The 22,337-nt window shown below is 56.8% G+C and carries 24 protein-coding genes, 1 tRNA gene and 1 other annotated feature; of the genes, 10 read left to right on the top strand and 15 right to left on the bottom strand.

What is annotated here, in order from left to right; genetic code table 11:
• Window positions 1-227: 227 nt before the first annotated feature.
• The 3 genes from clpB to rluD all read right to left on the bottom strand — a co-directional run bounded on the left by clpB (window position 228) and on the right by rluD (window position 4,640).
• Window positions 228-2,801: an ATP-dependent chaperone ClpB gene (clpB, locus tag MMS95_RS23130; protein ID WP_004932446.1), complete on the bottom strand. Its 2,574-nt coding sequence runs from the start codon at window positions 2,799-2,801 to the stop codon at window positions 228-230.
• Between the two features lie 130 nt (window positions 2,802-2,931).
• Window positions 2,932-3,663, bottom strand: coding sequence for a purine nucleoside phosphorylase YfiH (yfiH, locus tag MMS95_RS23135; protein WP_015376712.1), 732 nt, complete (start codon window positions 3,661-3,663; stop codon window positions 2,932-2,934).
• A complete protein-coding gene (gene rluD / locus MMS95_RS23140; RefSeq protein WP_004932452.1) occupies window positions 3,663-4,640 on the bottom strand; it encodes a 23S rRNA pseudouridine(1911/1915/1917) synthase RluD in 978 nt (325 codons plus the stop codon). The genes yfiH and rluD overlap by 1 nt, the downstream gene beginning before the upstream one ends.
• Window positions 4,641-4,771: 131 nt before the next feature.
• On the opposite strand from rluD, the gene bamD reads away from it, so the two are divergent.
• From bamD to pheA, 4 genes are all read left to right on the top strand, one after another.
• Complete coding sequence (gene bamD, locus MMS95_RS23145; protein ID WP_004932456.1) at window positions 4,772-5,503, top strand: outer membrane protein assembly factor BamD; 732 nt, start codon at window positions 4,772-4,774, stop codon at window positions 5,501-5,503.
• A gap of 312 nt (window positions 5,504-5,815) precedes the next feature.
• Entirely contained in the window at window positions 5,816-6,157 is a 342-nt protein-coding gene (raiA, locus tag MMS95_RS23150) for a ribosome-associated translation inhibitor RaiA (RefSeq protein WP_004932457.1), read from the top strand.
• Window positions 6,158-6,279: 122 nt separating this feature from the next.
• Window positions 6,280-6,406: a sequence feature (Phe leader region), on the top strand.
• Window positions 6,281-6,328, top strand: a complete 48-nt coding sequence (locus tag MMS95_RS23155) for a hypothetical protein (RefSeq protein WP_101428074.1) — start codon at window positions 6,281-6,283, stop codon at window positions 6,326-6,328. Its footprint overlaps the feature before it by 48 nt.
• Before the next feature lie 42 nt (window positions 6,407-6,448).
• On the top strand, window positions 6,449-7,606 hold the full coding sequence (gene pheA / locus MMS95_RS23160; protein ID WP_156866068.1) for a bifunctional chorismate mutase/prephenate dehydratase: 1,158 nt from the start codon (window positions 6,449-6,451) through the stop codon (window positions 7,604-7,606).
• A 54-nt stretch (window positions 7,607-7,660) separates the two neighbouring features.
• Here pheA and tyrA read toward each other — a convergent pair whose 3' ends face one another.
• Together tyrA and MMS95_RS23170 are read right to left on the bottom strand one after the other, a co-directional pair.
• The gene (tyrA, locus tag MMS95_RS23165) at window positions 7,661-8,782 is read right to left on the bottom strand and encodes a bifunctional chorismate mutase/prephenate dehydrogenase (protein ID WP_048326245.1); all 1,122 of its coding nucleotides are present in this window, start codon (window positions 8,780-8,782) and stop codon (window positions 7,661-7,663) included.
• A 3-nt stretch (window positions 8,783-8,785) separates the two neighbouring features.
• Complete coding sequence (locus tag MMS95_RS23170) at window positions 8,786-9,862, bottom strand: 3-deoxy-7-phosphoheptulonate synthase (RefSeq protein ID WP_156866069.1); 1,077 nt, start codon at window positions 9,860-9,862, stop codon at window positions 8,786-8,788.
• 495 nt (window positions 9,863-10,357) lie between these two features.
• Here MMS95_RS23170 and MMS95_RS23175 point away from each other — a divergent pair, with 495 nt between their 5' ends.
• From MMS95_RS23175 to MMS95_RS23190, 4 genes are all read left to right on the top strand, one after another.
• Window positions 10,358-11,122 carry a DUF481 domain-containing protein gene (locus MMS95_RS23175; RefSeq protein ID WP_004932469.1) on the top strand — a complete coding sequence of 255 codons (765 nt, stop codon included), beginning with the start codon at window positions 10,358-10,360 and terminating at the stop codon, window positions 11,120-11,122.
• A 245-nt stretch (window positions 11,123-11,367) separates the two neighbouring features.
• Window positions 11,368-11,589: a holin gene (locus tag MMS95_RS23180; protein ID WP_004932472.1), complete on the top strand. Its 222-nt coding sequence runs from the start codon at window positions 11,368-11,370 to the stop codon at window positions 11,587-11,589.
• On the top strand, window positions 11,573-12,085 hold the full coding sequence (locus tag MMS95_RS23185) for a lysozyme (RefSeq protein ID WP_015376709.1): 513 nt from the start codon (window positions 11,573-11,575) through the stop codon (window positions 12,083-12,085). Before MMS95_RS23180 ends, MMS95_RS23185 begins: the two co-directional genes overlap by 17 nt.
• 65 nt (window positions 12,086-12,150) lie before the next feature.
• Window positions 12,151-12,378, top strand: coding sequence for an ogr/Delta-like zinc finger family protein (locus MMS95_RS23190; protein WP_016929021.1), 228 nt, complete (start codon window positions 12,151-12,153; stop codon window positions 12,376-12,378).
• A 144-nt stretch (window positions 12,379-12,522) separates the two neighbouring features.
• Here the strand turns inward: MMS95_RS23190 and rplS are convergent, their stop codons facing one another.
• The 5 genes from rplS to ffh form a co-directional block, all read right to left on the bottom strand.
• Window positions 12,523-12,879 (bottom strand): 50S ribosomal protein L19, encoded by a 357-nt coding sequence (rplS, locus tag MMS95_RS23195; protein ID WP_004932484.1) that lies wholly within the window; start codon window positions 12,877-12,879, stop codon window positions 12,523-12,525.
• Window positions 12,880-12,927: 48 nt separating this feature from the next.
• Complete coding sequence (gene trmD / locus MMS95_RS23200) at window positions 12,928-13,695, bottom strand: tRNA (guanosine(37)-N1)-methyltransferase TrmD (protein WP_004932485.1); 768 nt, start codon at window positions 13,693-13,695, stop codon at window positions 12,928-12,930.
• Between the two features lie 52 nt (window positions 13,696-13,747).
• Window positions 13,748-14,296, bottom strand: a complete 549-nt coding sequence (gene rimM, locus MMS95_RS23205; protein WP_015376706.1) for a ribosome maturation factor RimM — start codon at window positions 14,294-14,296, stop codon at window positions 13,748-13,750.
• A gap of 18 nt (window positions 14,297-14,314) precedes the next feature.
• Window positions 14,315-14,563, bottom strand: coding sequence for a 30S ribosomal protein S16 (gene rpsP / locus MMS95_RS23210; protein WP_004932501.1), 249 nt, complete (start codon window positions 14,561-14,563; stop codon window positions 14,315-14,317).
• A gap of 214 nt (window positions 14,564-14,777) precedes the next feature.
• Window positions 14,778-16,139 (bottom strand): signal recognition particle protein, encoded by a 1,362-nt coding sequence (gene ffh / locus MMS95_RS23215; protein ID WP_004932504.1) that lies wholly within the window; start codon window positions 16,137-16,139, stop codon window positions 14,778-14,780.
• A 169-nt stretch (window positions 16,140-16,308) separates the two neighbouring features.
• Here ffh and MMS95_RS23220 point away from each other — a divergent pair, with 169 nt between their 5' ends.
• Both MMS95_RS23220 and MMS95_RS23225 read left to right on the top strand, forming a co-directional pair.
• Window positions 16,309-17,100 carry an inner membrane protein YpjD gene (locus MMS95_RS23220; protein ID WP_004932506.1) on the top strand — a complete coding sequence of 264 codons (792 nt, stop codon included), beginning with the start codon at window positions 16,309-16,311 and terminating at the stop codon, window positions 17,098-17,100.
• A gap of 42 nt (window positions 17,101-17,142) precedes the next feature.
• Window positions 17,143-18,432 carry an HlyC/CorC family transporter gene (locus tag MMS95_RS23225; RefSeq protein WP_015376704.1) on the top strand — a complete coding sequence of 430 codons (1,290 nt, stop codon included), beginning with the start codon at window positions 17,143-17,145 and terminating at the stop codon, window positions 18,430-18,432.
• Window positions 18,433-18,497: 65 nt separating this feature from the next.
• On the opposite strand, the gene luxS is transcribed toward MMS95_RS23225, so the two are convergent.
• From luxS to MMS95_RS23250, 5 genes are all read right to left on the bottom strand, one after another.
• A complete protein-coding gene (gene luxS, locus MMS95_RS23230) occupies window positions 18,498-19,013 on the bottom strand; it encodes an S-ribosylhomocysteine lyase (RefSeq protein ID WP_004932513.1) in 516 nt (171 codons plus the stop codon).
• Between the two features lie 166 nt (window positions 19,014-19,179).
• The gene (gene gshA / locus MMS95_RS23235) at window positions 19,180-20,742 is read right to left on the bottom strand and encodes a glutamate--cysteine ligase (RefSeq protein WP_015376703.1); all 1,563 of its coding nucleotides are present in this window, start codon (window positions 20,740-20,742) and stop codon (window positions 19,180-19,182) included.
• An 82-nt stretch (window positions 20,743-20,824) separates the two neighbouring features.
• Window positions 20,825-21,253, bottom strand: coding sequence for a YqaA family protein (locus MMS95_RS23240; protein WP_025159656.1), 429 nt, complete (start codon window positions 21,251-21,253; stop codon window positions 20,825-20,827).
• A complete protein-coding gene (gene yqaB, locus MMS95_RS23245) occupies window positions 21,250-21,816 on the bottom strand; it encodes a fructose-1-phosphate/6-phosphogluconate phosphatase (RefSeq protein ID WP_004932523.1) in 567 nt (188 codons plus the stop codon). Before yqaB ends, MMS95_RS23240 begins: the two co-directional genes overlap by 4 nt.
• Window positions 21,817-22,131: 315 nt before the next feature.
• Window positions 22,132-22,208: transfer RNA gene (locus MMS95_RS23250), tRNA-Arg, on the bottom strand.
• Window positions 22,209-22,337 lie beyond the last annotated feature (129 nt).

Consider the following 22,337-nt stretch of genomic DNA (forward strand, 5'->3'; position numbering starts at 1 on the left):
TATAGGGAGTTCTCGGCAGGCCGCAACCCCTAATTGCAAAAAACTTTTCAAGCGCTCAAATAATCACCAAAAACGCCTTTTTAGGATATTTATTAGTCGAAAAACACCGGTTTTAGCACAGTAATAGCGGCAACCTCTGTAAATAGGGACAAACGAAGATAAAGAAGAAGATAAAGAAAAGGGAGCGGTCACCCGCTCCCTTTCATCTCTAATAGGCTTAATTGCCGTTATTGGCGTGCAACGATATGGTCGTTTTCCACATCCAGCGTTACCAGCTTGCCGGGGATCAGCTTGCCAGACAGGATTTGCTGCGCCAGCGGGTTCTCGATCTCCTGCTGAATAGCACGTTTCAACGGACGCGCACCATACACAGGGTCGTAACCGGTTTTGCTCAACAGTGCCAGGGCCGGTTCGGTCATGGTCACTTCGTAACCGCGCTCTTCCAAACGCTTGTACAGACGCGACAGCTGAATCTTGGCGATTGCAGCAATGTGTTTCTCGCCCAGCGGATGGAACACCACCACTTCATCGATACGGTTGATGAATTCCGGACGGAAGTGGTGACTCACCATCTCCATCACCGACTCTTTCATCTGCGCGTAGTTCATCTGACCGAAATGCTCCTGGATCAGATCCGAACCCAGGTTGGACGTCATGATCACCACGGTATTGCGGAAATCGACGGTACGGCCCTGGCCATCGGTCAGGCGGCCGTCATCCAACACCTGCAGCAGGATGTTGAACACGTCCGGGTGCGCTTTCTCGACTTCATCCAGCAGGATCACCGAATAAGGCCGGCGGCGCACGGCTTCCGTCAGGTAGCCGCCCTCTTCATAACCGACATAGCCCGGAGGCGCGCCGACCAGACGCGAAACGGAGTGTTTCTCCATAAACTCGGACATGTCGATACGCACCATAGCGTCGTCGCTGTCGAACAGGAACGAAGCCAGCGCCTTGCAGAGCTCGGTTTTCCCCACCCCGGTCGGGCCAAGGAACAGGAACGAACCGATCGGCCGGTTAGGATCGGACAACCCGGCGCGGCTGCGGCGGATAGCATTAGAGACCGCGCTGACCGCTTCGTCCTGGCCGATCACCCGCGAATGCAGCTCTTGCTCCAGGCGCAGCAGCTTGTCGCGCTCGCCTTCCAGCATTCTGGCCACCGGGATCCCGGTCGCGCGCGCCAGCACTTCGGCAATCTCCGCATCGGTTACCCGGTTGCGCAGCAGCTTCATGCTCTTGCCTTCGGCCTGCGTGGCAGCGGCGAGCTGTTTCTCCAGCTCAGGGATCTTGCCGTACTGCAGTTCCGACATCCGCCCCAAATCGCCGACGCGACGCGCCTGCTCCAGGGTGATTTTGGCCTGCTCGAGTTCCGCCTTGATGTTCTGAGTACCGGAGAGTGACGCTTTTTCCGCTTTCCACTCTTCTTCCAGCTCCGAATATTCGCGTTCTTTCTGCCCCAGCTCATCGCTGAGCATTTCCAGGCGTTTCTTACTGGCGTCGTCCGACTCTTTATTCAGCGCCTGCTGTTCCAGCTTCAACTGAATGATGCGGCGCTCAAGCCTGTCGAGCGATTCAGGCTTGGAGTCCATCTGCATGCGAATGCTGGACGCCGCTTCGTCGATCAGGTCAATAGCCTTGTCCGGCAATTGACGATCGGCGATATAACGGTGCGAAAGCGTTGCCGCCGCCACGATGGCCGGATCGGTGATCTGCACGTGGTGGTGCAGTTCGTAACGCTCTTTCAGGCCGCGCAGAATAGCGATAGTGTCTTCCACGCTCGGCTCCGCCACATACACTTTCTGGAAACGACGTTCGAGGGCCGCATCCTTCTCTATATATTGACGATACTCATCCAGCGTGGTGGCACCGACGCAGTGCAGCTCGCCGCGCGCCAGCGCCGGCTTCAGCATGTTGCCCGCATCCATTGCGCCATCCGCCTTACCGGCGCCGACCATGGTGTGCAGTTCGTCGATAAACAGGATCACGCTGCCTTCCTGCTTGGCCAGATCGTTGAGCACGCCTTTCAGACGCTCTTCAAACTCGCCGCGATATTTGGCGCCGGCGATCAACGCGCCCATATCGAGGGACAATACGCGCTTGTGCTTCAACCCTTCCGGCACTTCGCCGTTGATGATGCGCTGCGCCAGGCCTTCGACGATGGCGGTTTTACCCACGCCGGGTTCGCCGATCAGCACCGGGTTATTTTTGGTGCGGCGTTGCAGCACCTGAATGGTGCGGCGGATCTCTTCGTCACGGCCAATCACCGGGTCAAGTTTGCCCTGCTCGGCACGTTCGGTCAGATCGATGGTGTATTTCTTCAATGCTTGCCGTTGGTCTTCGGCGCCTTGGTCTTCCACGCTGTCACCGCCTCTCATTTGTTCAATGGCTTTGCTGATTTTGTCGGCCGTTGCGCCGGCCGCTTTCAACAAGTCGGTCAACGAGCCGCGGTCTTCCAGCACCGCAAGCACAAACAGCTCGGAAGAAATGAATTTGTCCGCGCGCTTCTGCGCCAGCTTGTCGCACAGGTTCAGGACGCGCACCAGCTCGTGGGACGGTTGAACGTCGCCACCGGTGCCTTCTACCTGCGGTAAACGGGACAGCGCCTGTTCGATTTCGGTGCGCACGCGCCCGGCATCGATACCTGCGGAAGTTAATAGTGGACGAACCGTGCCCCCTTCCTGATTGAGCAGGGCGCTCATCAGATGTAGCGGTTCAATAAACTGGTTGTCGTGCCCAAGGGCTAGTGACTGGGCATCGGCGAGGGCAAGCTGGAATTTGTTGGTAAGACGATCCAGACGCATAACACCTCCAAGATGGGTCGAAATTGCTACTGGAGATTAAATGAGGTCATCCCTCAAATTTTCAAGGTTATCTCGACGCTAAATTTTCGGTACAACGCCATGCGTCGTTGGATCGTCCTAATTCAATAGGTTATATCAGCCAGATTAAACTTGCCATACGTCCGGTTATTCCATCGCGCCGATAGGAGAAAAAATGACTCGTTTCGTTAACCGTACAGCGGTCGCCGCCATAGATGGCCTGCACGCCCGCACGCAACAAGCGTTGGCGAGCCAGCAAATAGATATTAGCCAAAAACTTATCGCCGTGCGGCGTAAATGCCGCCGCGGCTTCGGCGTCTTCCGCCATGAAAGCGGCGCGCACTTCCGGCCCGACCTCAAACTGCTGTGGGCCGATCGCCGGCCCCAACCAGGCGCTGATCTGACCCGGCGCGGCGCTGAACGCCGCCACGGTTTGCTCCAGCACGCCGTGGCATAACCCGCGCCAGCCGGCGTGGGCGGCAGCTACTTCGTCACCGTGCTGCGAGCAGAATAGCACCGGCAGACAATCCGCCGTCATCACGGCGCACACCTGCCCCGGCACGTTGCTGTACACCGCATCCGCCCGCAGATCGGCGGGCGCTTTCCCTGTCAACGTCACCACGCGAGTGCCGTGCACCTGCTCGAGCCACACCGGCATCTGCGGCAAACCGGCGGCGGTAACCAAACGTTCCCGATTGCGTGTCACCGCTTGCGCCTCATCACCGACGTGGGTGCCGAGGTTCAGCGAGTCATAAGGCGGCAGGCTAACGCCGCCGCCACGCGTGGTGCTGCAGGCCTTAACGCCGGTAGGCAACGGCCAGTCAGGCAGAATGAGCGAGCTCATTACCAGTCCATCTGATCTTTGAATTCTTCGGTGTCCGCCTTCAGCGCGTTGATCAGATCGACCATGTCCTGCGGCAGCGGCGCATGCCACTCCATCTGGATGCCGCTGATCGGATGATACAAACGCAGCATGGTGGCGTGCAGCGCCTGGCGGTCAAAGCCGCGCAGCGTGTTGATGAAGGCTTCCGAAGCGCCTTTCGGCGGACGCGGACGGCCGCCGTACAGCGGATCGCCCACCAGCGGATGACTGATGTAAGCCATGTGTACGCGGATCTGGTGAGTACGGCCGGTTTCCAGGCGCAGGCGCAGGCGGGTGTGCGCGCGGAAGTGTTCCATGATGCGGTAGTGCGTTACCGCCGGTTTACCCATCGGGTGCACCGCCATATGGGTACGCTTGGTGGAATGACGCGCGATAGGCTCTTCTACCGTGCCGCCGGCGGTCATAGTGCCGATCGCCACCGCTTCATATTCACGGGTGATCTCACGCGCCTGCAGCGCTTCCACCAGCCGGGTTTGCGCCGGCACGGTTTTCGCCACCACCATCAGGCCGGTGGTGTCTTTGTCCAGACGGTGCACGATGCCGGCACGCGGCACGTCGGCGATTTCCGGGTAGTGATGCAGCAGCGCATTGAGCACCGTGCCGTCCGGGTTACCGGCGCCAGGGTGCACCACCAAATCGCGCGGTTTGTTGATCACCAGGATGTCGCTGTCTTCATAGACGATATCCAGCGCGATATCCTGTGGCTCCCAACGCGCCTCTTCTTCAATCTGTGCATCGATGGCGACGGTCTCTCCGCCCAGCACCTTCTCTTTCGGTTTGTTTGACGTTTTGCCATTGACCTTCACCCGATCGCCCAGGATCCACTCTTTTATGCGAGATCGTGAATAATCAGGGAACAATTCGGCCAAAGCCTGATCTAAACGTTGTCCGAGTTGAGATTCGGCCACCGTTGCGGTGAGTTGTACTTGTTGTGCCATATGCAGCTTCTTCGTTAACGTTGGGTTTTCACGGCGATGCCGTTTAATATAATGTGCTATTGTACCTGGTCTTTGTCGGGAGCTTAACGGACAGTCTCCCGGAATAACACCCTGAGGATAATCAAAACGTCATGACGCGTATGAAATATCTGGTGGCGGCAGCCACGTTGAGCCTGGCGCTGGCAGGTTGCTCCACATCCAAGGATGCGGTTCCCGACAACCCACCTTCGGAAATCTATGCTACCGCGCAGCAAAAACTGCAGGACGGTAACTTCAAGGGCGCGATTACGCAACTCGAAGCGTTAGATAACCGCTATCCTTTCGGGCCGTATTCCCAGCAGGTCCAGCTGGATTTGATTTACGCCTACTATAAGGCCGCCGACTTGCCGATGGCTCAGGCATCCATCGATCGCTTCATGCGTCTGAACCCGACGCACCCGAACATCGATTACGTGATGTACATGCGCGGCCTGACCGACATGGCGCTCGATGACAGCGCGCTGCAGGGCTTCTTCGGGGTTGACCGTTCGGACCGCGATCCTCAGCACGCTCGCGCTGCGTTCCGCGACTTCAGCCAGTTGATTCAGCAATACCCGAACAGCCAATACGCGACCGACGCCAACAAGCGTTTGGTGTATCTGAAAGACCGTTTGGCCAAGTATGAGCTTTCGGTGGCGGAATACTACACTAAACGCGGTGCTTACGTCGCGGTCGTTAATCGCGCCGAGCAGATGTTGCGTGAATTCCCGGATACCAAAGCGACGCACGACGTGTTGCCGCTGATGGAAAATGCCTACAAGCAGCTGCAGCTGAACGGCCAGGCTGACAAAGTGGCCAAAGTGATCGCCGCCAACCCGCAATAAGCGTGCTTCGGCACAGGCAGAAAAACCAAACGGCAGCCAAGGCTGCCGTTTTCATTGGCGTCGACCTGGTTTTTACTGGAAAAATACACAAGTAAAAACACGGTGTTAGCTAGTACTCCTCACCGGTCAACTCATCGATAATGCGCCATCCGGCGGCAACTCTCAAGCATTAGATAGCCAATTCAAATGCTGAATCACAGATTGAACTAACTTTGCAAAAAGTGACAAAAAATCGTGATTTACATCACGCATTTAAACAAAAAGCGGGGTATGCTGGATTCACCAAGACGGAAAGACAGAGAGGTAAGTTATATGACATTGAACATTACCAGCAAACAAATGGATATCACTCCCGCAATCCGCAATCACGTCGAAGACCGTCTCACCAAACTGGAAAAATGGCAGACCCAGCTGATTAACCCGCATATCGTCTTATCCAAAGAACCGCAAGGGTTTGTCGCCGATGCTACCATTACCACGCCTAACGGCCCGCTGGTCGCCAGCGCCAAACATGATGACATGTATACCGCCGTTAATGAGCTGATCGCCAAGCTGGAGCGCCAGCTGAACAAGGTGCAGCACAAAGGCGAAGCGCGCCGCTGCAACGCCAGCGTGAAAGACATCGTGCCGGAAGTCACGCAAGAGCAGGAATAACCGTCCGACTGCGGTTGCCGCATCAAACGCGCCCGAGGGCGCGTTTTTTGTCGGGTATTTTTGTTGACGGGGTAAAAACCAACGGTTACTTTAAAACCTGTTCGCATTAACCTTAGGTAGACCATGCCACGCACACCGTTTTTCTTCGCATTCTTTTTTACCTTCCCCTGACTGGGAGGCGTTTCGTCGTGTGAGAAAGAATGCGAAGACGAACAATAAGGCCTCCTGGAGACAGGGGGCTTTTTTTATGGCTGTTTTACAACGAATAAGAACTGAAGGCGGAAGCTGATTATGACTGACAACCCGTTATTGGTGCTGCGCGAGCGCATCAGCGCACTGGACTTGAAACTGTTGGCCCTGCTGGCGGAACGCCGTGAGCTGGCGATCGAAGTCGGCAAGACCAAACTGCACTCTCATCGTCCGATCCGCGACAAAGAGCGCGAACGCGATCTGCTGGATGCGCTGATCGCCGCCGCCAAACCTTACGACCTGGACGGCTTCTACGTCACCCGCCTGTTCCAACTGATTATCGAAGATTCCGTCCTGACCCAGCAGGCGCTGCTGCAGCACCAGCTCAACCCCGTCAGCCAACACTCCGCCCGCATCGCCTTTCTCGGCCCGAAAGGTTCTTACTCACATCTGGCGGCACGCCAATACGCCGCCCGCCATTTCGATCGGCTGATCGAATGCGGTTGCCAAAAGTTTCAGGATATCTTCACCCAGGTGGAAACCGGCCAGGCGGACTACGCAATTTTGCCGATCGAGAATACCAGTTCCGGTTCGATTAACGAGGTGTACGATCTGCTGCAACACACCAGCCTGTCGATCGTCGGCGAACTGACCAACCCGATCGACCACTGTGTTCTGGTGGCCGGCGACAGCGATCTTAACCAGATTGAAACCGTCTACAGCCACCCGCAGCCGTTCCAACAGTGCAGCCAGTTCCTTAACCGCTTCCCGCACTGGAAAATCGAGTACACCGAAAGCACCGCCGCGGCGATGGAGAAAGTCGCCAAGCTGAATTCGCCGAAGGTGGCGGCGCTGGGCAGTGAGGCCGGCGGCGCGTTGTACGGGCTGCAGGTGCTGGAACACAACCTCGCCAACCAGCAGCAGAACATCACTCGCTTCATCGTCCTGGCGCGCAAAGCGATCGACGTATCTGAACAGGTGCCGGCCAAAACCACGCTGATCATGGCGACCGGCCAACAATCCGGCGCGTTGGTCGAAGCGCTGCTGGTTCTGCGCGACAACGGCATCATCATGACCAAACTGGAATCACGCCCGATCAACGGCAATCCGTGGGAAGAGATGTTTTATATCGATGTGCAGGCCAACCTGCGTGCCGACGCGATGCAAAAAGCGCTGCGCGATCTGGCGCCAATCACCCGCTCGCTGAAGGTCCTGGGCTGCTACCCGAGCGACACCGTGGTGCCGGTCAACCCATCCTGAAACCATAAAAAAAGGTTCGGCCAAGCCGAACCTTTTACGTTTACCGCCCGCGTTTTACTGTCGGCTGTCGTTAGCCTGTCGCAACAGCGTGCGGCTCTCCACCAGGAAGCGTTGGGCGTAATCGCCAAACCAGTGCTCCACCTTGCGGAAACTGTCGATAAACGCCTGTTTGTCGCCATGCTCCAACAGCGTTATCGCCTCGCCGAAGCGCTGGTAGTAACGCTTAATCAGCGCCACGTTTTCTTCCGACGACATAATGATATCGGCGTACAGCTGCGGATCCTGCGCAAACAGGCGGCCAACCATCGCCAGCTCCAGCCGGTAGATCGGCGAGGAGAGCGCCAGCAACTGCTCCAGTTGCACGTTCTCTTCCGCCAGATGCAACCCGTAGGCGAAGGTGGCGAAGTGCCGCAGCGCCTGAATAAACGCCATGTTCTGATCGTGTTCGACCGCGCTGATGCGATGCAGCCGCGCGCCCCACACCTGCAGCTGTTCAAGCAGCCATTGGTAAGCCTCCGGCTGGCGGCCGTCGCAGTAAACCACCACCTGCTTCGCCACGCTGCCCACGTCCGGGCCGAACATCGGGTGCAGCCCGACCACTGGGCCGCTGTGCGCCGCCAACATCGCGTGCAGCGGGCGGTTCTTCACCGACGCCAAATCCACCAGAATACAGTCGGCAGGCAGCGTCGGCAGGCGGCTTATCACCTGCTCGGTCACGTGGATCGGCACGCTGACGATCACCATGCCGGCGTCTGCCAGCAGCTGTTCCGCCTGCGGCCAATCTTCCTGATCCAGTACCCTGACCTGATAACCCGACAGCGTCAGCAAACGGTTGAACAGCCGTCCCATCTGGCCGTTGCCGCCGATGATGACGATCGGCCGCAGCTGCGGACACAAAGTTTTAAAGCCTTTATCGTTCTCGCTGACGTAGGATTCGCGCATCACGCGGCGCAAAACGTCCTCGATCAAATCCGGCGGCACCCCGAGGTTTTCCGCCTCCTGGCGACGCGAGGCCAGCATCGCGGCTTCGCGCTCCGGTACGTAAACCGGCAGGCCATGACGGCTTTTCACTTCGCCCACTTCCGCTACCAGATGCAGGCGTTTCGCCAGCAGATCCAGCAGCGCTTTATCCACCTCATCGATTTGATCGCGCAGCGCGGTCAGTTCTGCCACCATAACTTACTTTTCTCCCGTACGGGCCGTCAGCACAGCGCCGAGTTCCTGATGCATATGGCGCAACAGGGTTTCCGTGCTCTCCCAGTTGATGCAGGCGTCGGTGACGGACACACCGTAACGCATGTCTGCACGCGGCTGTTCGGAAGACTGATTGCCCTCATGCAGATGGCTCTCCAGCATAATGCCGGTGATTGAGCGGTTACCCGCCTTGATCTGCTCCACCACGGACTCGGCCACCGCCGGCTGACGGCGATAGTCTTTATTCGAGTTGCCATGGCTGCAATCTATCATCAAGGACGGGTGGAGTCCCGCCTCAAGCATCTGTTTTTCACAGGCCGCAACGTGCTCAGCGCTGTAGTTCGGAGTTTTGCCGCCGCGCAGGATCACGTGCCCATCCGGGTTGCCCTGCGTCTGCAGCAGGCAAACCTGGCCTGCCTGGTTGATGCCGACGAAGCGGTGCGGCATAGCAGCGGCGCGCATGGCGTTGATGGCGGTACCCAAACTGCCGTCGGTGCCGTTTTTGAACCCGACCGGCATCGACAGGCCGGAGGCCATTTCGCGGTGGGTCTGCGATTCGGTGGTGCGCGCACCGATCGCCGACCAGCTGAACAAATCCCCCAGGTACTGCGGGCTGTTCGGATCCAACGCTTCGGTAGCCAACGGCAAGCCCATGCCCACCAGATCCAGCAACAGGCGACGCGCGATATGCAAGCCTGCTTCAACGTCAAACGAACCGTCCATGTATGGATCGTTGATCAAACCTTTCCAGCCGACAGTGGTTCTGGGTTTTTCAAAGTAGACGCGCATAACGATATACAGCTGATCGCTCAAGTCAGCCGCCAGGGTTTTCAAACGACGGGCATAGTCCAGCGCCGCGTCCGGATCGTGGATCGAACAAGGCCCGCACACCACCAACAGGCGATGATCGCGCCCCTGCAAAATGTTGGCGATAGTGTTGCGCGCAGTGGCGATCTCATTTTCGTCGCCGGCGCTGAGCGGGAACTGGTTCTTCAGCTCCTCCGGCGTGATGAGAACCTGTTCTGCACTGATGTGTACGTTATTGAGCGCGTCTTTTTGCATGATGCTATTCCTGTCGTTTGGCGTTATGCGTTGAAATGGAACATTGAGCGTTTCAGGGCTCTACCCTATCACGATATGTAAAGTTTTCAATCCATTTTCCGTAAATAAAAAATTACCATAATCATCCTGATTAAATAACTGTTGAAAAAGGCTTGTAAAAACCAGTTAAAATACAATAAATACATGGGATTAACGGATCACAAAGCCCGTCACCCCACATTAGCCACCCGGTCTAAGAAAAATGAGCATTCGTAAATAAATATGTACACTTAGTTTTACAGCGAAAATACGCCGCCGATCTCGGCACCGACGCCTGTGCAAAGCAGGATCAGCACGAAATGCCGCCAAAAGCGATGATTTTAAGTAGAAGAAAAGCGAATAAATGAGGGATAAAAATTAAAAACTTAAGCTAATGGCGGCTATTTTTGTCGCCGAAATGAACCGATATAATGTGACCGTCATCAACAATAACTCCCCTTAACAACTGGATCCAAGATGCTCTCTTCTCGCGCTCGTCGCGCTTTTCCGCTGTATATTTGCTGCTTAACGACTTTCACCAGTGTTTCAGCCCTTGCCGACAATACGCTTTTCACCGCGATGGACGATCCGGCCACCGCCAAGAAACCGTTCGAAGGCAACGTGCAGGCGGGCTACAACGCCCAGTCAGGCAACTCGCAGAGCTCCACCCTGTTGGCCAACACCAACATGACCTGGTTCAACAGCGACGCGGCGTACAGCCTGTGGGGGGCGGCCAACAACACCACCTCCTCCAACGTGCGCTCGTCCGAAAAATACCAGGCCGGTGGCCGTACGCGCTATAACCTGACAGATCGCAACTACCTGTTCGGTCAGGCCAGCTGGCTGAGTGACCGTTTCAACGGTTACGACTCACGCTCCACGCTGACCGGCGGCTACGGCCGTCAACTCCTTAACGGGCCGCTCAGTGACCTGCGGGTGGAATTCGGTCCCGGCGTGCGCCATGATGAATACCATGGCGGCGGCCGCTCGACCAAGGGACTGGCCTATGGTGCGGCCAACTATTCCTATCAGTTGACCGACAACACCAAGTTCATTCAGGGCGTTTCCGCGCTGGCGAACGAAGAAACCACGCTGAACTCGGAAAGCGCGTTGAACGTGGCGATCAATGATCGCTTCTCATTGCGCGTGGCTTACACCGTGACCTACAACAGCAAACCGCCGGCCTCAGCGCCGAAGAACACAGATACCACCACCTCGGTCACGCTGGTCTACGGCCTGTAATCTCCCCCATTATTTCTCGAAGCCCATCATCGATGGGCTTTTTTTATGCCGCCCCCCTCCCTCTTTTGCACAATCTGCTAAAAATATTCACCTCACCCATTGACGACTTTAGCAAATAGCTTAATACTGTATGCATATACAGTAATTATCATACAGGCCAGGAGCATGATGGATATCGATAGCAAGCTGTCTCGCATTGATGCCTCCGGCTCTCGAGATTCTGTAAACGAAGCGAGCATAAGGCTATGGAGAAAATAACCTCATTCATCACCTACGCCATGGCGTTGTTTCTCGCCTGGCTCGGCAAGCTGTCTCCGCAGGACATTGCCTTTTTAGTCGGTGCGGCGGTAGGCATCGGCACGTTTCTGGTGAACTGGTACTACCGACGTAAAAGCCTGCAGATCTTGAAGGCCATTGAGCGCAATGCGACATCGCGGAGGAAAATTTACGATGAGTGCAACCGTTAAGCGCTGCAGCGTCGCCGCCGTTTTGGCCATCGCCGTGCTGTTGCCGTCATTTGGCGAGCTGCAAACCTCAGAAGCCGGCCTCAGGCTGATCGCCGATCTCGAAGGTTGCCGCCTGTCGCCTTACCAGTGCAGCGCCGGGGTGTGGACGCAGGGCATTGGGCACACCGCTGGCGTCATCCCTGGTAAAGCGATCGATGAACACAAAGCCGCGATGGATTTGGTCGACGATGTTCGCCGCACCGAGCGCGGCATGGCCGCCTGCCTGCCGGATACGCTCTCGCAACAAACCTATGATGCGGCGATCGCCTTCGCCTTCAATGTGGGCGTCAGCGCAGCCTGCCACTCTACGCTGGTCGCGCTGCTGCAACAGCGCCAGTGGCGGCAGGCCTGCGATCAGTTGCCACGCTGGGTTTACGTAAACGGAAAGAAAAACAAAGGGCTGGAACAGCGACGCGCCATGGAACGCGCACTGTGTTTGCAGGGCATTGCCTCATGATGACGAGTTCGCTCGCCAAAGGATGATGCCACACCAATTTACTTAATTTGTTCAAGGGGGTTCTTATGATGCACTGTCCACTATGCGGTCACGTGGCCCACACTCGCTCCAGCCGCTATCTGAGCGAGTCGACCAAAGAGCGTTACCATCAATGCCGCAACATCAATTGCAGCTGCACGTTCGCCACGCACGAGTCCGTTGCACGGGTGATCGTCAAACCTGGCGATGATATTGTCCCGGCGCAGCCGCACCCGCCGGAGAATCAACATAAACAAAGCGCCGCCGCGCTGTAATGCCAAAAGCCTGCTGATGGAGGCTTTTTAATGTCGCGGCCAGGCAGCTAAGGCCTCGCAAATGCAACGTGATAGATTTTTCAGATAAAAAAAGGGGTTGGCATAATGCCAACCCCTGATAACTATTAACTTTTGGATGCAGCGTTAGCCAACGCGGTTCAGACGCTCTTTGATACGAGCAGCCTTACCAGTACGCTCACGCAGGTAGTACAGTTTAGCTTTACGAACGGCGCCACGACGTTTAACAGTAATGCTGTCGATTACTGGGGAGTGAGTCTGGAATACGCGCTCAACACCTTCGCCGTTGGAAATCTTACGAACAGTGAATGCAGAGTGCAGACCGCGGTTACGGATAGCGATAACCACGCCCTCGAATGCCTGCAGACGTTTTTTGCTACCTTCAACGACCCATACCTTCACTTCCACGGAATCACCCGGACGGAATGCAGGTACGTCTTGTTTCATCTGCTCTTGTTCAAGTTGCTTAATAATGTTGCTCATAATATGTCTCTTACCCTAGGTAAACTGATATATCGGTCCCGTCTGATGTCAGACGTTTCCTTCATAGTCCTGTTGCCTGGCCTGATGTTCCCGTTGGAACTCAGCCAGCAACACCGCTTGCTCGTCAGTCAGAGCTAGGCTTTCTAGAAGTTCAGGTCTTCTAAGCCAGGTTCGGCCCAGCGACTGCTTTAAGCGCCAGCGACGTATCTCGGCATGGTTGCCCGACAGCAGAACCGGCGGTACCTCCATCCCTTCCAACACCTCGGGGCGGGTATAGTGCGGGCAGTCCAGCAATCCGTCGGCGAAGGAGTCTTCCTCCGCTGAGGCCTGATGGCCCAGCACACCCGGTATGAAACGGGCGACTGAATCAATCAGGGTCATCGCCGGCAGTTCCCCGCCGCTGAGAACGTAATCGCCGATTGACCATTCTTCGTCAATTTCGGTTTGGATTACGCGCTCGTCTATCCCTTCGTAACGGCCGCACACCAGAATCATCTTCTGATTGGCCGCCAGTTCGCACACGCCAGTTTGATCCAGCTTGCGCCCCTGAGGTGACAGATAAATCACCTTTGCTCCCTCGCCTGCCGCTGCTTTCGCCGCATGAATGGCTTCCCGTAAAGGTTGCACCATCATCAGCATTCCCGGGCCGCCGCCGTAAGGGCGATCGTCCACGGTACGATGCCGGTCGTAGGTGAAGTCGCGCGGACTCCAACACTGCACGCTCAGCAGGCCATTTTTTACTGCCCGGCCAGTCACCCCGTAATCGGTGATAGCGCGGAACATCTCAGGAAACAGGCTTACAATACCGATGAACACAAGCCAATCCCCTTACCGTTATTCCACTTGCTTCGACCGTTTGATCCGGGGGTCAAAAACCAGGATCCCAATCTGCCTCAATCACGCGAGCAGTGAGATCGACTTTCTTGATAACCTGCCCATGAAGAAACGGAATCAACCGCTCCTTCATGCCGAACGCATCTTTCAGGTTCGCTTTCACAACCATCACATCGTTCGAGCCGGTTTCCATCATATCGATGACTTTACCCAGCTCGTAGCCGGCGGAGGTGACTACCTGGCAGCCCATCAGGTCTTTCCAGTAGTAATCATCACCCTCCAACGGAGGAAGTTGATCGGAATCCACCATAATCTCGCGATTAGTCAGCAGATTCGCCGCGTCCCGATCGTCAATGCCTTTGACTTTGATGATCAGATCCTGACTGTGGCGCTTCCAGTCTTCCAACTCGATATGCTGCCACTGACCCGCCTGCTGGATAAACCACGGCTGATAGTCAAAAATGCTTTCGGCGTTCTCGGTGGATGAAAACACTCTGAGCCAACCACGAATGCCGTAAGCGGAACCCATTTTACCGAGTACAATCGGCTGCTTAGGCGCTACCGGTTTGAGTTGCTTGCTCATTGCCACCACCGCGACAGATTAAGCTGCTTTCTTAGCGTCTTTGATCAGCGCGTGAACGCGATCAGAAACGGTTGCACCCAGACCAACCCAGTGCTCGATGCGGTCCAGGTCCAGACGCAGTGCTTCAGCCTGACCGGAAGCGATCGGGTTGAAGAAGCCTACGCGCTCGATGAAACGACCATCACGAGCGTTGCGGCTGTCGGTCACTACTACTTGATAGAACGGACGCTTTTTAGCGCCGCCACGTGCCAAACGAATTGTTACCATAACATCCTCTTTAGTTAATAAAACAGCCGGGCCCCATTGAGGGACGGGGCCCGGTTGCAATATAAAAAGCCCGAAAATTTTACTCATTTTGGCGCAAAAAGCAATCTAAAGCGTCGATCGCAGGGGACAACTTTTGCAGCCTGTCAAATTTCGGGCGGTTTTCACCGCGAACGGCGAATGCTGAAAGCGCCCGCACTCGGCGTGCGGAAGCCCGTCAGCGGCCAGGGAAGCCCGGCGGCATCATACCTTTCATGCCGCGCATCATCTTCGCCATACCGCCTTTTTTCATCTTCTTCATCATACGCTGCATTTCGTCGAACTGCTTCAGCAAGCGGTTGACGTCCTGCACCTGCATGCCGGCCCCCATCGCGATGCGGCGCTTGCGCGAGCCCTTGATGATTTCCGGTTTGGCACGCTCTTTCAGCGTCATCGAGTTGATGATCGCCTCCATGCGCACCAGCACTTTGTCGTCCATCTGCGACTTGACGTTGTCCGGCAGTTGGCCGGCGCCCGGCAGCTTGCTCAGCATATTGGCCATGCCGCCCATGTTGCGCATCTGCTTGAGCTGCTCCAGGAAGTCGGTCAGATCGAAACCGTCGCCCTTCTTCAGCTTGTTGGCCAGCTTCTCTGCCTGCTCGCGGTCGACCTTGCTTTCGATATCTTCGATCAGCGACAGCACGTCGCCCATGCCCAGGATGCGCGATGCCACGCGATCCGGGTAAAACGGCTCCAGCGCTTCGGTCTTCTCGCCGACGCCAAGGAACTTGATCGGCTTGCCGGTGATATGGCGGATGGACAACGCGGCACCGCCGCGCGCATCGCCGTCGACCTTGGTCAGCACCACGCCGGTCAGCGGCAGCGCTTCGTTAAACGCCTTGGCGGTATTGGCGGCGTCCTGGCCGGTCATGGCGTCGACCACGAACAGGGTTTCCACCGGCTTGATCGCCGCGTGCACCTGTTTGATCTCGTCCATCATCGCTTCGTCAACGTGCAAGCGGCCGGCGGTATCGACAATAAGGACATCGTAGAACTTCAGCTTGGCCTGTTGCAGCGCGCGATTGACGATGTCGATCGGTTTTTCTTTGACGTCAGACGGGAAGAAGTCGATGCCGACGCCTTCCGCCAAGGTTTCCAGCTGTTTGATCGCCGCCGGGCGATAAACGTCCGCGGAAACCACCAACACTTTCTTCTTCTGTTTTTCTTTCAGGAACTTGCCGAGCTTACCGACGCTGGTGGTTTTACCGGCCCCCTGCAGGCCCGCCATCAGCACCACCGCCGGCGGCTGGGCCGCCAGATTCAGCTCGGTGTTGACTTCGCCCATCGCGGCGATCAGCTCGCCCTTGACGATCTTGACGAACTCCTGCCCCGGCGTCAGGCTTTTGTTGACTTCATGGCCAACCGCGCTCTCTTTGACGCGGTTGATGAAGTCGCGCACCACCGGCAGCGCAACGTCCGCTTCCAGCAATGCCATACGCACTTCACGCAGGGTTTCCTTGATATTCTCTTCGGTCAGCCGCCCGCGGCCGCTGATATTGCGCAACGTGCGCGACAATCGATCGGTTAAATTTTCAAACATCGTCTCATGCTCAACGTGTAATGACAGGCCGCTCCGGCGACACAATTGCGCCGATGATAACACGAAGCGCGCAGGATCTCTGCCTCAGCGTTGGAGATAGGTTGGAGTGAAACGCGCGCAACGCTATACTGACACTCCAATTAACCACGCCGAAGCAAAATTAAACGTTATGCCAGTTTTCTCCATTGTGGCTTTGATGGCCTACCTGCTCAGCCTTGGACTGATCATTCCCAGCTTGTTGCGGAAGAACAGCGCATACCGTCGGCTCGCCCTCGTCTCGGCGGTGGTGGCGTTGATTTGCCACGCCATCGCGCTTCAGCAGCGCATCTTTGACGTCAGCGCCGGGCAGAATCTCAGCCTGCTGAACATTGGTTCTATCGTCAGCCTGATCATCTGTTCGGTGATGACCTTCGTCGCTTCACGCGATCGCGGCTGGTTCCTGCTGCCGATCGTCTACAGCTTCGCGATGATCAATCTGGCCTTCGCCAGCTTCATGCCCGGCGAGTTCATCACTCACCTGGAAGCCAGCCCGGAATTGATGGTGCATATCGGCCTGGCGCTGTTCTCTTACGCCACCCTTATCATCGCCGCGCTCTACGCCTTACAGCTCGCCTGGCTCGACTACCTGTTGAAAAACAAAAAGCTGACCTTCAGCGCCGACATGCCGCCGCTGATGAGCATCGAGCGCAAGATGTTCCATATCACCCAGATCGGCGTGGTGCTGCTGACGCTCACCCTGTGCACCGGCCTGCTGTACATGGATAATCTGTTCAGCAAAGAGAACGTGCATAAAGCCGTGTTGTCGATCATGGCCTGGTTCGTGTATATCGTGTTGCTGTGGGGCCATTACCATGAAGGCTGGCGCGGCCGCCGCGTCGTCTGGTTCAGCTTCGCCGGCGCCTTCCTGCTGACGCTCGCCTACTTCGGCAGCCGTCTGATTCAACAGGTGATGGTGCGCTGAGCCAGCCCGGTTCAACTTTCCCTCTCTATAAGGAATACTGCATTGGAGCATGTGTCGACGGGGACCCTCATCATTATCCTGGTGATCATGATCGTGGTCTCCGCTTACTTCTCCGCCTCCGAAACCGGCATGATGACGCTCAACCGTTATCGCCTGCGCCACCTGTCCAAGCAGGGTAACCGTTCGGCGCGCCGGGTGGAGAAGCTGCTGCAAAAACCGGATCGGCTGATCGGCCTGGTGCTGATCGGCAACAACCTGGTCAACATCCTCGCCTCGGCGCTGGCGACCATCGTCGGCATGCGGCTGTATGGCGATCTCGGCGTGGCGATTGCGACCGGCGTGCTGACCTTCGCCGTGCTGTTGTTCGCCGAAGTGCTGCCGAAAACCTTCGCCGCGCTCTATCCGGAACGCATCGCCTTCCCCAGCAGCGTCCTGCTGGCCCCGTTGCAAAAGGTGATGTTCCCGCTGGTCTGGTTGCTCAACGGCATCACCAGCCTGACCTTGCGCCTGTTCGGTATCCGCACCAACGTGCGCATCAGCGACGCCGTCAGCAAGGATGAGCTGCGCACCATCGTGCGTGAATCCCAGTCGCAGATCTCCCGCCGCAATCAGGACATGCTGATCTCGGTGCTGGACCTGGAAAAGGTGACGGTCAACGACATCATGGTGCCGCGCACCGAGATCGTCGGCATCGACGTCAACGACGACTGGAAGTCGATCATGCGCCAGCTGACCCATTCGCCGCACGGCCGCATCGTGCTGTATCGCAGCTCGCTGGACGACGCGATCGGCATGCTGCGCGTGCGCGAAGCCTATCGCCTGATGACCGAGAAAAAAGAGTTCAACAAAGAGAACCTGCTGCGCGCCGCCGATGAGATCTACTTCGTACCGGAAGGCACGCCGCTCAACGTGCAGCTGGTGAAGTTCCAGCGCAACAAAGAGAAGGTCGGCATCGTGGTCGACGAGTACGGCGACATTCAGGGCCTGGTTACGGTGGAAGACATCCTCGAGGAGATCGTCGGCGACTTCACCACCTCGATGTCGCCGACGCTGGCGGAAGAAGTCACGCCGCAGAGCGACGGCTCGGTCTTGATCGACGGTACCGCCAACGTGCGGGAGCTGAACAAGGCCTTTAACTGGACTTTACCCGCCAATGAAGCTCGCACCGTCAACGGCATGCTGCTGGAAGAACTGGAAGAGATACCCGAAATCGGCACCCGGGTGCGTATCGGCCATTACGATATCGACATTCTCGACGTGCAGGGCAATATGATCAAACAGGTGCGGGTCACGCCGATCACCTCGCTGCAGTCCAGCATCGGCCATCACTAACCCTCCGCCAGAACGTAAAAAAGACGCGAAATCGCGTCTTTTTTGTCTCTGCGGGAAACGTACGGTTAGATATGCAGCTCCTGCAGCTTCTCTTTCGGCAGCGCCAGTTCGTCGTTGTGGTTCACCACCACGCCGTTATCCAGAATGTGCTTGGCGATTTCCTGCGCTTCTTCCAGCGAGTGCATGTGGTAGGTACCACACTGGTACTCGTTCAGCTCAGGGATCTTGCGCTGGTCGGTCACTTTCAGCACGTCAGCCATCGCCGCTTTCCAGGCATCGGCAACGCGCTGCTCTTCCGGCACGCCGATCAGGCTCATGTAGAAACCGGTGCGACAGCCCATTGGGGAGATGTCGATAATCTCCACGCCCTGGCCGTTCAGGTGGTCGCGCATAAAGCCGGCGAATAGGTGTTCCAGCGTGTGAATGCCGCGTTCGGGCATCACTTCCAGGTTCGGGCGGCAAAAGCGCAGATCAAATACCGTGATGGTATCGCCATGAGGCGTTTTCATGGTTTTCGCAACGCGGACAGCCGGGGCTGCCATACGGGTATGATCGACGGTAAAGCTATCCAGCAATGGCATTTCGCTACCTCCTCGTAAAAGAGCATTTATTTCGAAACTTTTTTTCCTAACCGGGAAACCTTTTCCAACCCTGCGAGTCTGAGTATGTGAAAGACGCGCATTTGTTATCATCATCCCTGTCATCAGAGATGCATATTTGGCCACATTGATGTGGCCTTTTTCTTTTTCAGCTTCCGCCGTTTTGCTTCAGGAACGCTTCAAAGCTTAGCGTATCATTGGCTTCTATGTCGCGTTGACGCTGCCAAGAGGCTTCCCGCTCTTTATCCAGCTCGGCTTCGTTCAGGATTTCCAACGGTTCTTCCAGCAATGTCTGGCGATACTGCTCCGCCAGCTGCAGACCGACGCGTCCGGTGCCTTCCGCCTTCATCGCCTTCAGAATGCGCGCGGAGAAGGTCAGCTCAGGATCGTCAAACGCGGCGACCAGCTCATCGCACACCTGCTGGTATTGACGGTTGCCGGCTTCGCCGTCCAACACTTCCGCGACCCGACGCAGATCGGCGAACAGCGCCTTGCCCACTTTTTCCAACGGTTCATGGCTGGCGCCACAGCCGATGCCGATGGTCTGGCCCGGCTTGCGCCCTTCCAGAATCACCCGGTTCCAGTTCTTGCGCGTGCACAGCAGTTCATCGCTGCTCATCTCCGGCGCATCGGCCAGCGCGCACCACACCAGGAACAGATCCAGGAAACGCGCCTGCACCGCATCCACGCCGATCGGCGAGAACGGGTTGATATCCAGCGAACGCACTTCGATGTATTCGATACCGCCGCGCAGCAGCGCGTCTGACGGCGTCTCGCCGCTTTTGGTCACGCGCTTCGGCCGGATCGGCGCATACAGCTCGTTCTCGATTTGCAGCACGTTGCTGTTCAACTGCAGGTAGCGATCACCCTCTTTCACGCCCAGCTTGGCGAACTCTTCGGAAGGCGTAACGATCGCCCGCTTCAAACCGGCCACATAGCTGTGCAGATCGTTGAAGGTGATGCCCAGATTACTTTGCGACTTGTTGGTATAACCCAGGTCGCTCAGACGCAGCGAGGTGGCGTACGGCAGGTAGCACATCCCCTGCTCGGTGCGTTCGAACGGCAGAGTGGTCTCGCGCCCTTTGAGGAACGAAGAACAAATGGCCGGCGATGCGCCGAACAGATACGGGATCACCCAACCGAAACGGTAGTAGTTGCGGATCAGGCGGAAATACCCCGCCGAGATCTGCTCTTTACCACTTTCTGCGTCCTGCACGCCAGCCCAGGCCTGCCAAAACTCCAGCGGCAGCGAGAAGTTGTAGTGCACGCCGGAAATGGTCTGCATCAGCGCGCCATAGCGATTCTTCAACCCTTCGCGGTACAGCGTCTTCATGCGGCCGATGTTCGAAGAACCGAACTGCGCCAGCTCAATATCCTGCTCGGCTTCGATAAAGCACGGCATGCTGAGCGGCCACATGCGCTCATCGCCAATGTTGCGCGCCACGTAGCGATGAATATCGCGCAGGAACGTCAGCAGGTGATCGATATTGTCATCAACCGGCGTAATGAACTCTAACAGCGCCTCGGCGAAATCCGTGGTGATCCAGTGATGCGTCAATGCCGCCCCCAGCTTTTCCGGATGCCCGGTAGTCGCCAAGGTGCCGTTCGGCGTGACTCGCAGCGTTTCACGCTCGATGCCGCGACGAATGCCTTTTAATGCCTGAGGATGGGCTTCCAACCAAGAAAGCGCCTGTGATACGTCCGGGATCAAATTGACCTCCCGCTTCTAAAAACAATAACTCGTAAGCATACTGAATCCGCACCCGAGAGAATATTGAGTTATATTCACTTGGTTACTGCCACCAGGCGATGCCCTGTACCGTTATCATAGTCAAAACGATGTAACGCAGCGCCTTTCCGATACACAGAAACAGCGCGACAGAGCCCCAGGGCATGCGCAGCCAACCTGCCAACACGCACAACAAATCGCCCACCACCGGCACCCAACTGAGCAACAGCGCAGCCGGGCCGAAGCGTTGCAGCCACCCGAGCGCCGTTGCCAGCCCCCGCTGTGGTTTCAACGCCGGTAACAGGCGCCCGATAATGACATTGGTCAAGCCGCCCAGCGTGTTGCCCAGGGTCGCAGCCAGCACCAGCAACTCCGGCGAGACGCGACTCTGGGTCAGCAAAGCGACCAGAACGATTTCTGAATTTCCCGGCAGCAGCGTCGCACTGAGGAAGCTGCTGCCAAATAACGATATTACGGCTAGCGTACTACTCACAGCGTGCGAACGTCTACCACGTCCATACCGGCGCTTTTTGCCGCCTGAATGCCGAACTCGGCGTCTTCAAACACCACGCACTTTTCCGGCGGCACGCCGATAAGTTCGGCGCAACGCAGGAAGGTGTCCGGCTCCGGTTTATGGCGCTGTACGTCGTCCGCACCGACGATCGCGTCGAAGCAGTTGAACAGGCCGAGATGACGCAGCAGCATTTCCGCCATGCGGTGCTCGCTGCCGGTACCGACCGCCATCGGACGGCGACCGTGATAGGATTTTACCACCTCGATCAGCGGCAACGGGCGCACGCTGTCCAACAGCATCGCCTCCACCGCGCGGGTTTTCTCCGCCGCCAGATGATGGGGATCGAGATCGGCCTGGTGGCTGGCGATAATCGCCTGAGCGATGCGCCAGGTCGGTGAACCGCTCAGCGCCACCATAGCCGCTTCATCAAACGTCATGCCATAACGCGACAGCACTTCACTCCACGCTTTGCGGTGCGTTGGCTCGGTGTCCAGAATCGTGCCGTCCATGTCGAAAATAAGACCTTGATAGCGGTCGTACATCGTTACTCCATGATCGTTGAGGAAAGAAAACTACTTTAGCGTAAAGCCGTTGGGTTGTCGCTGACTGCGTCATAGCGGAATGTGCTGTGAGCGTTCGGGTGCAAAGAAGAAAAGGAGTGAAGAGAGAATGGCTAAATGCTGAAAAGCGAAAAACCCGCCAGGGCGGGTTTCTCTTAGATGGTGCATTCGGGAGGATGATTCGGCGCCAACGCCTCACCCTGCGGGCCGTTGCTAAAGCAACGTTATCCTCCCCAAGGACACTTTCTTTTTACCACCCGCATGACGCTTTCTCTTCGCGATACGGGAGGTTAAACATGGTGCATCCGGGAGGATTCGAACCTCCGACCGCTCGGTTCGTAGCCGAGTACTCTATCCAGCTGAGCTACGGATGCATGACTGTTTTTGCCGCTTGTCTGTTTCACGAATAACAGAAAAGCAAAAACCCGCTAAGGCGGGCTTCTCTTAGATGGTGCATCCGGGAGGATTCGAACCTCCGACCGCTCGGTTCGTAGCCGAGTACT

This window comes from Serratia sp. PGPR-27 (genome assembly GCF_022678525.1).
In the GTDB taxonomy this organism is placed as follows: Bacteria; Pseudomonadota; Gammaproteobacteria; order Enterobacterales; family Enterobacteriaceae; genus Serratia; species Serratia nematodiphila.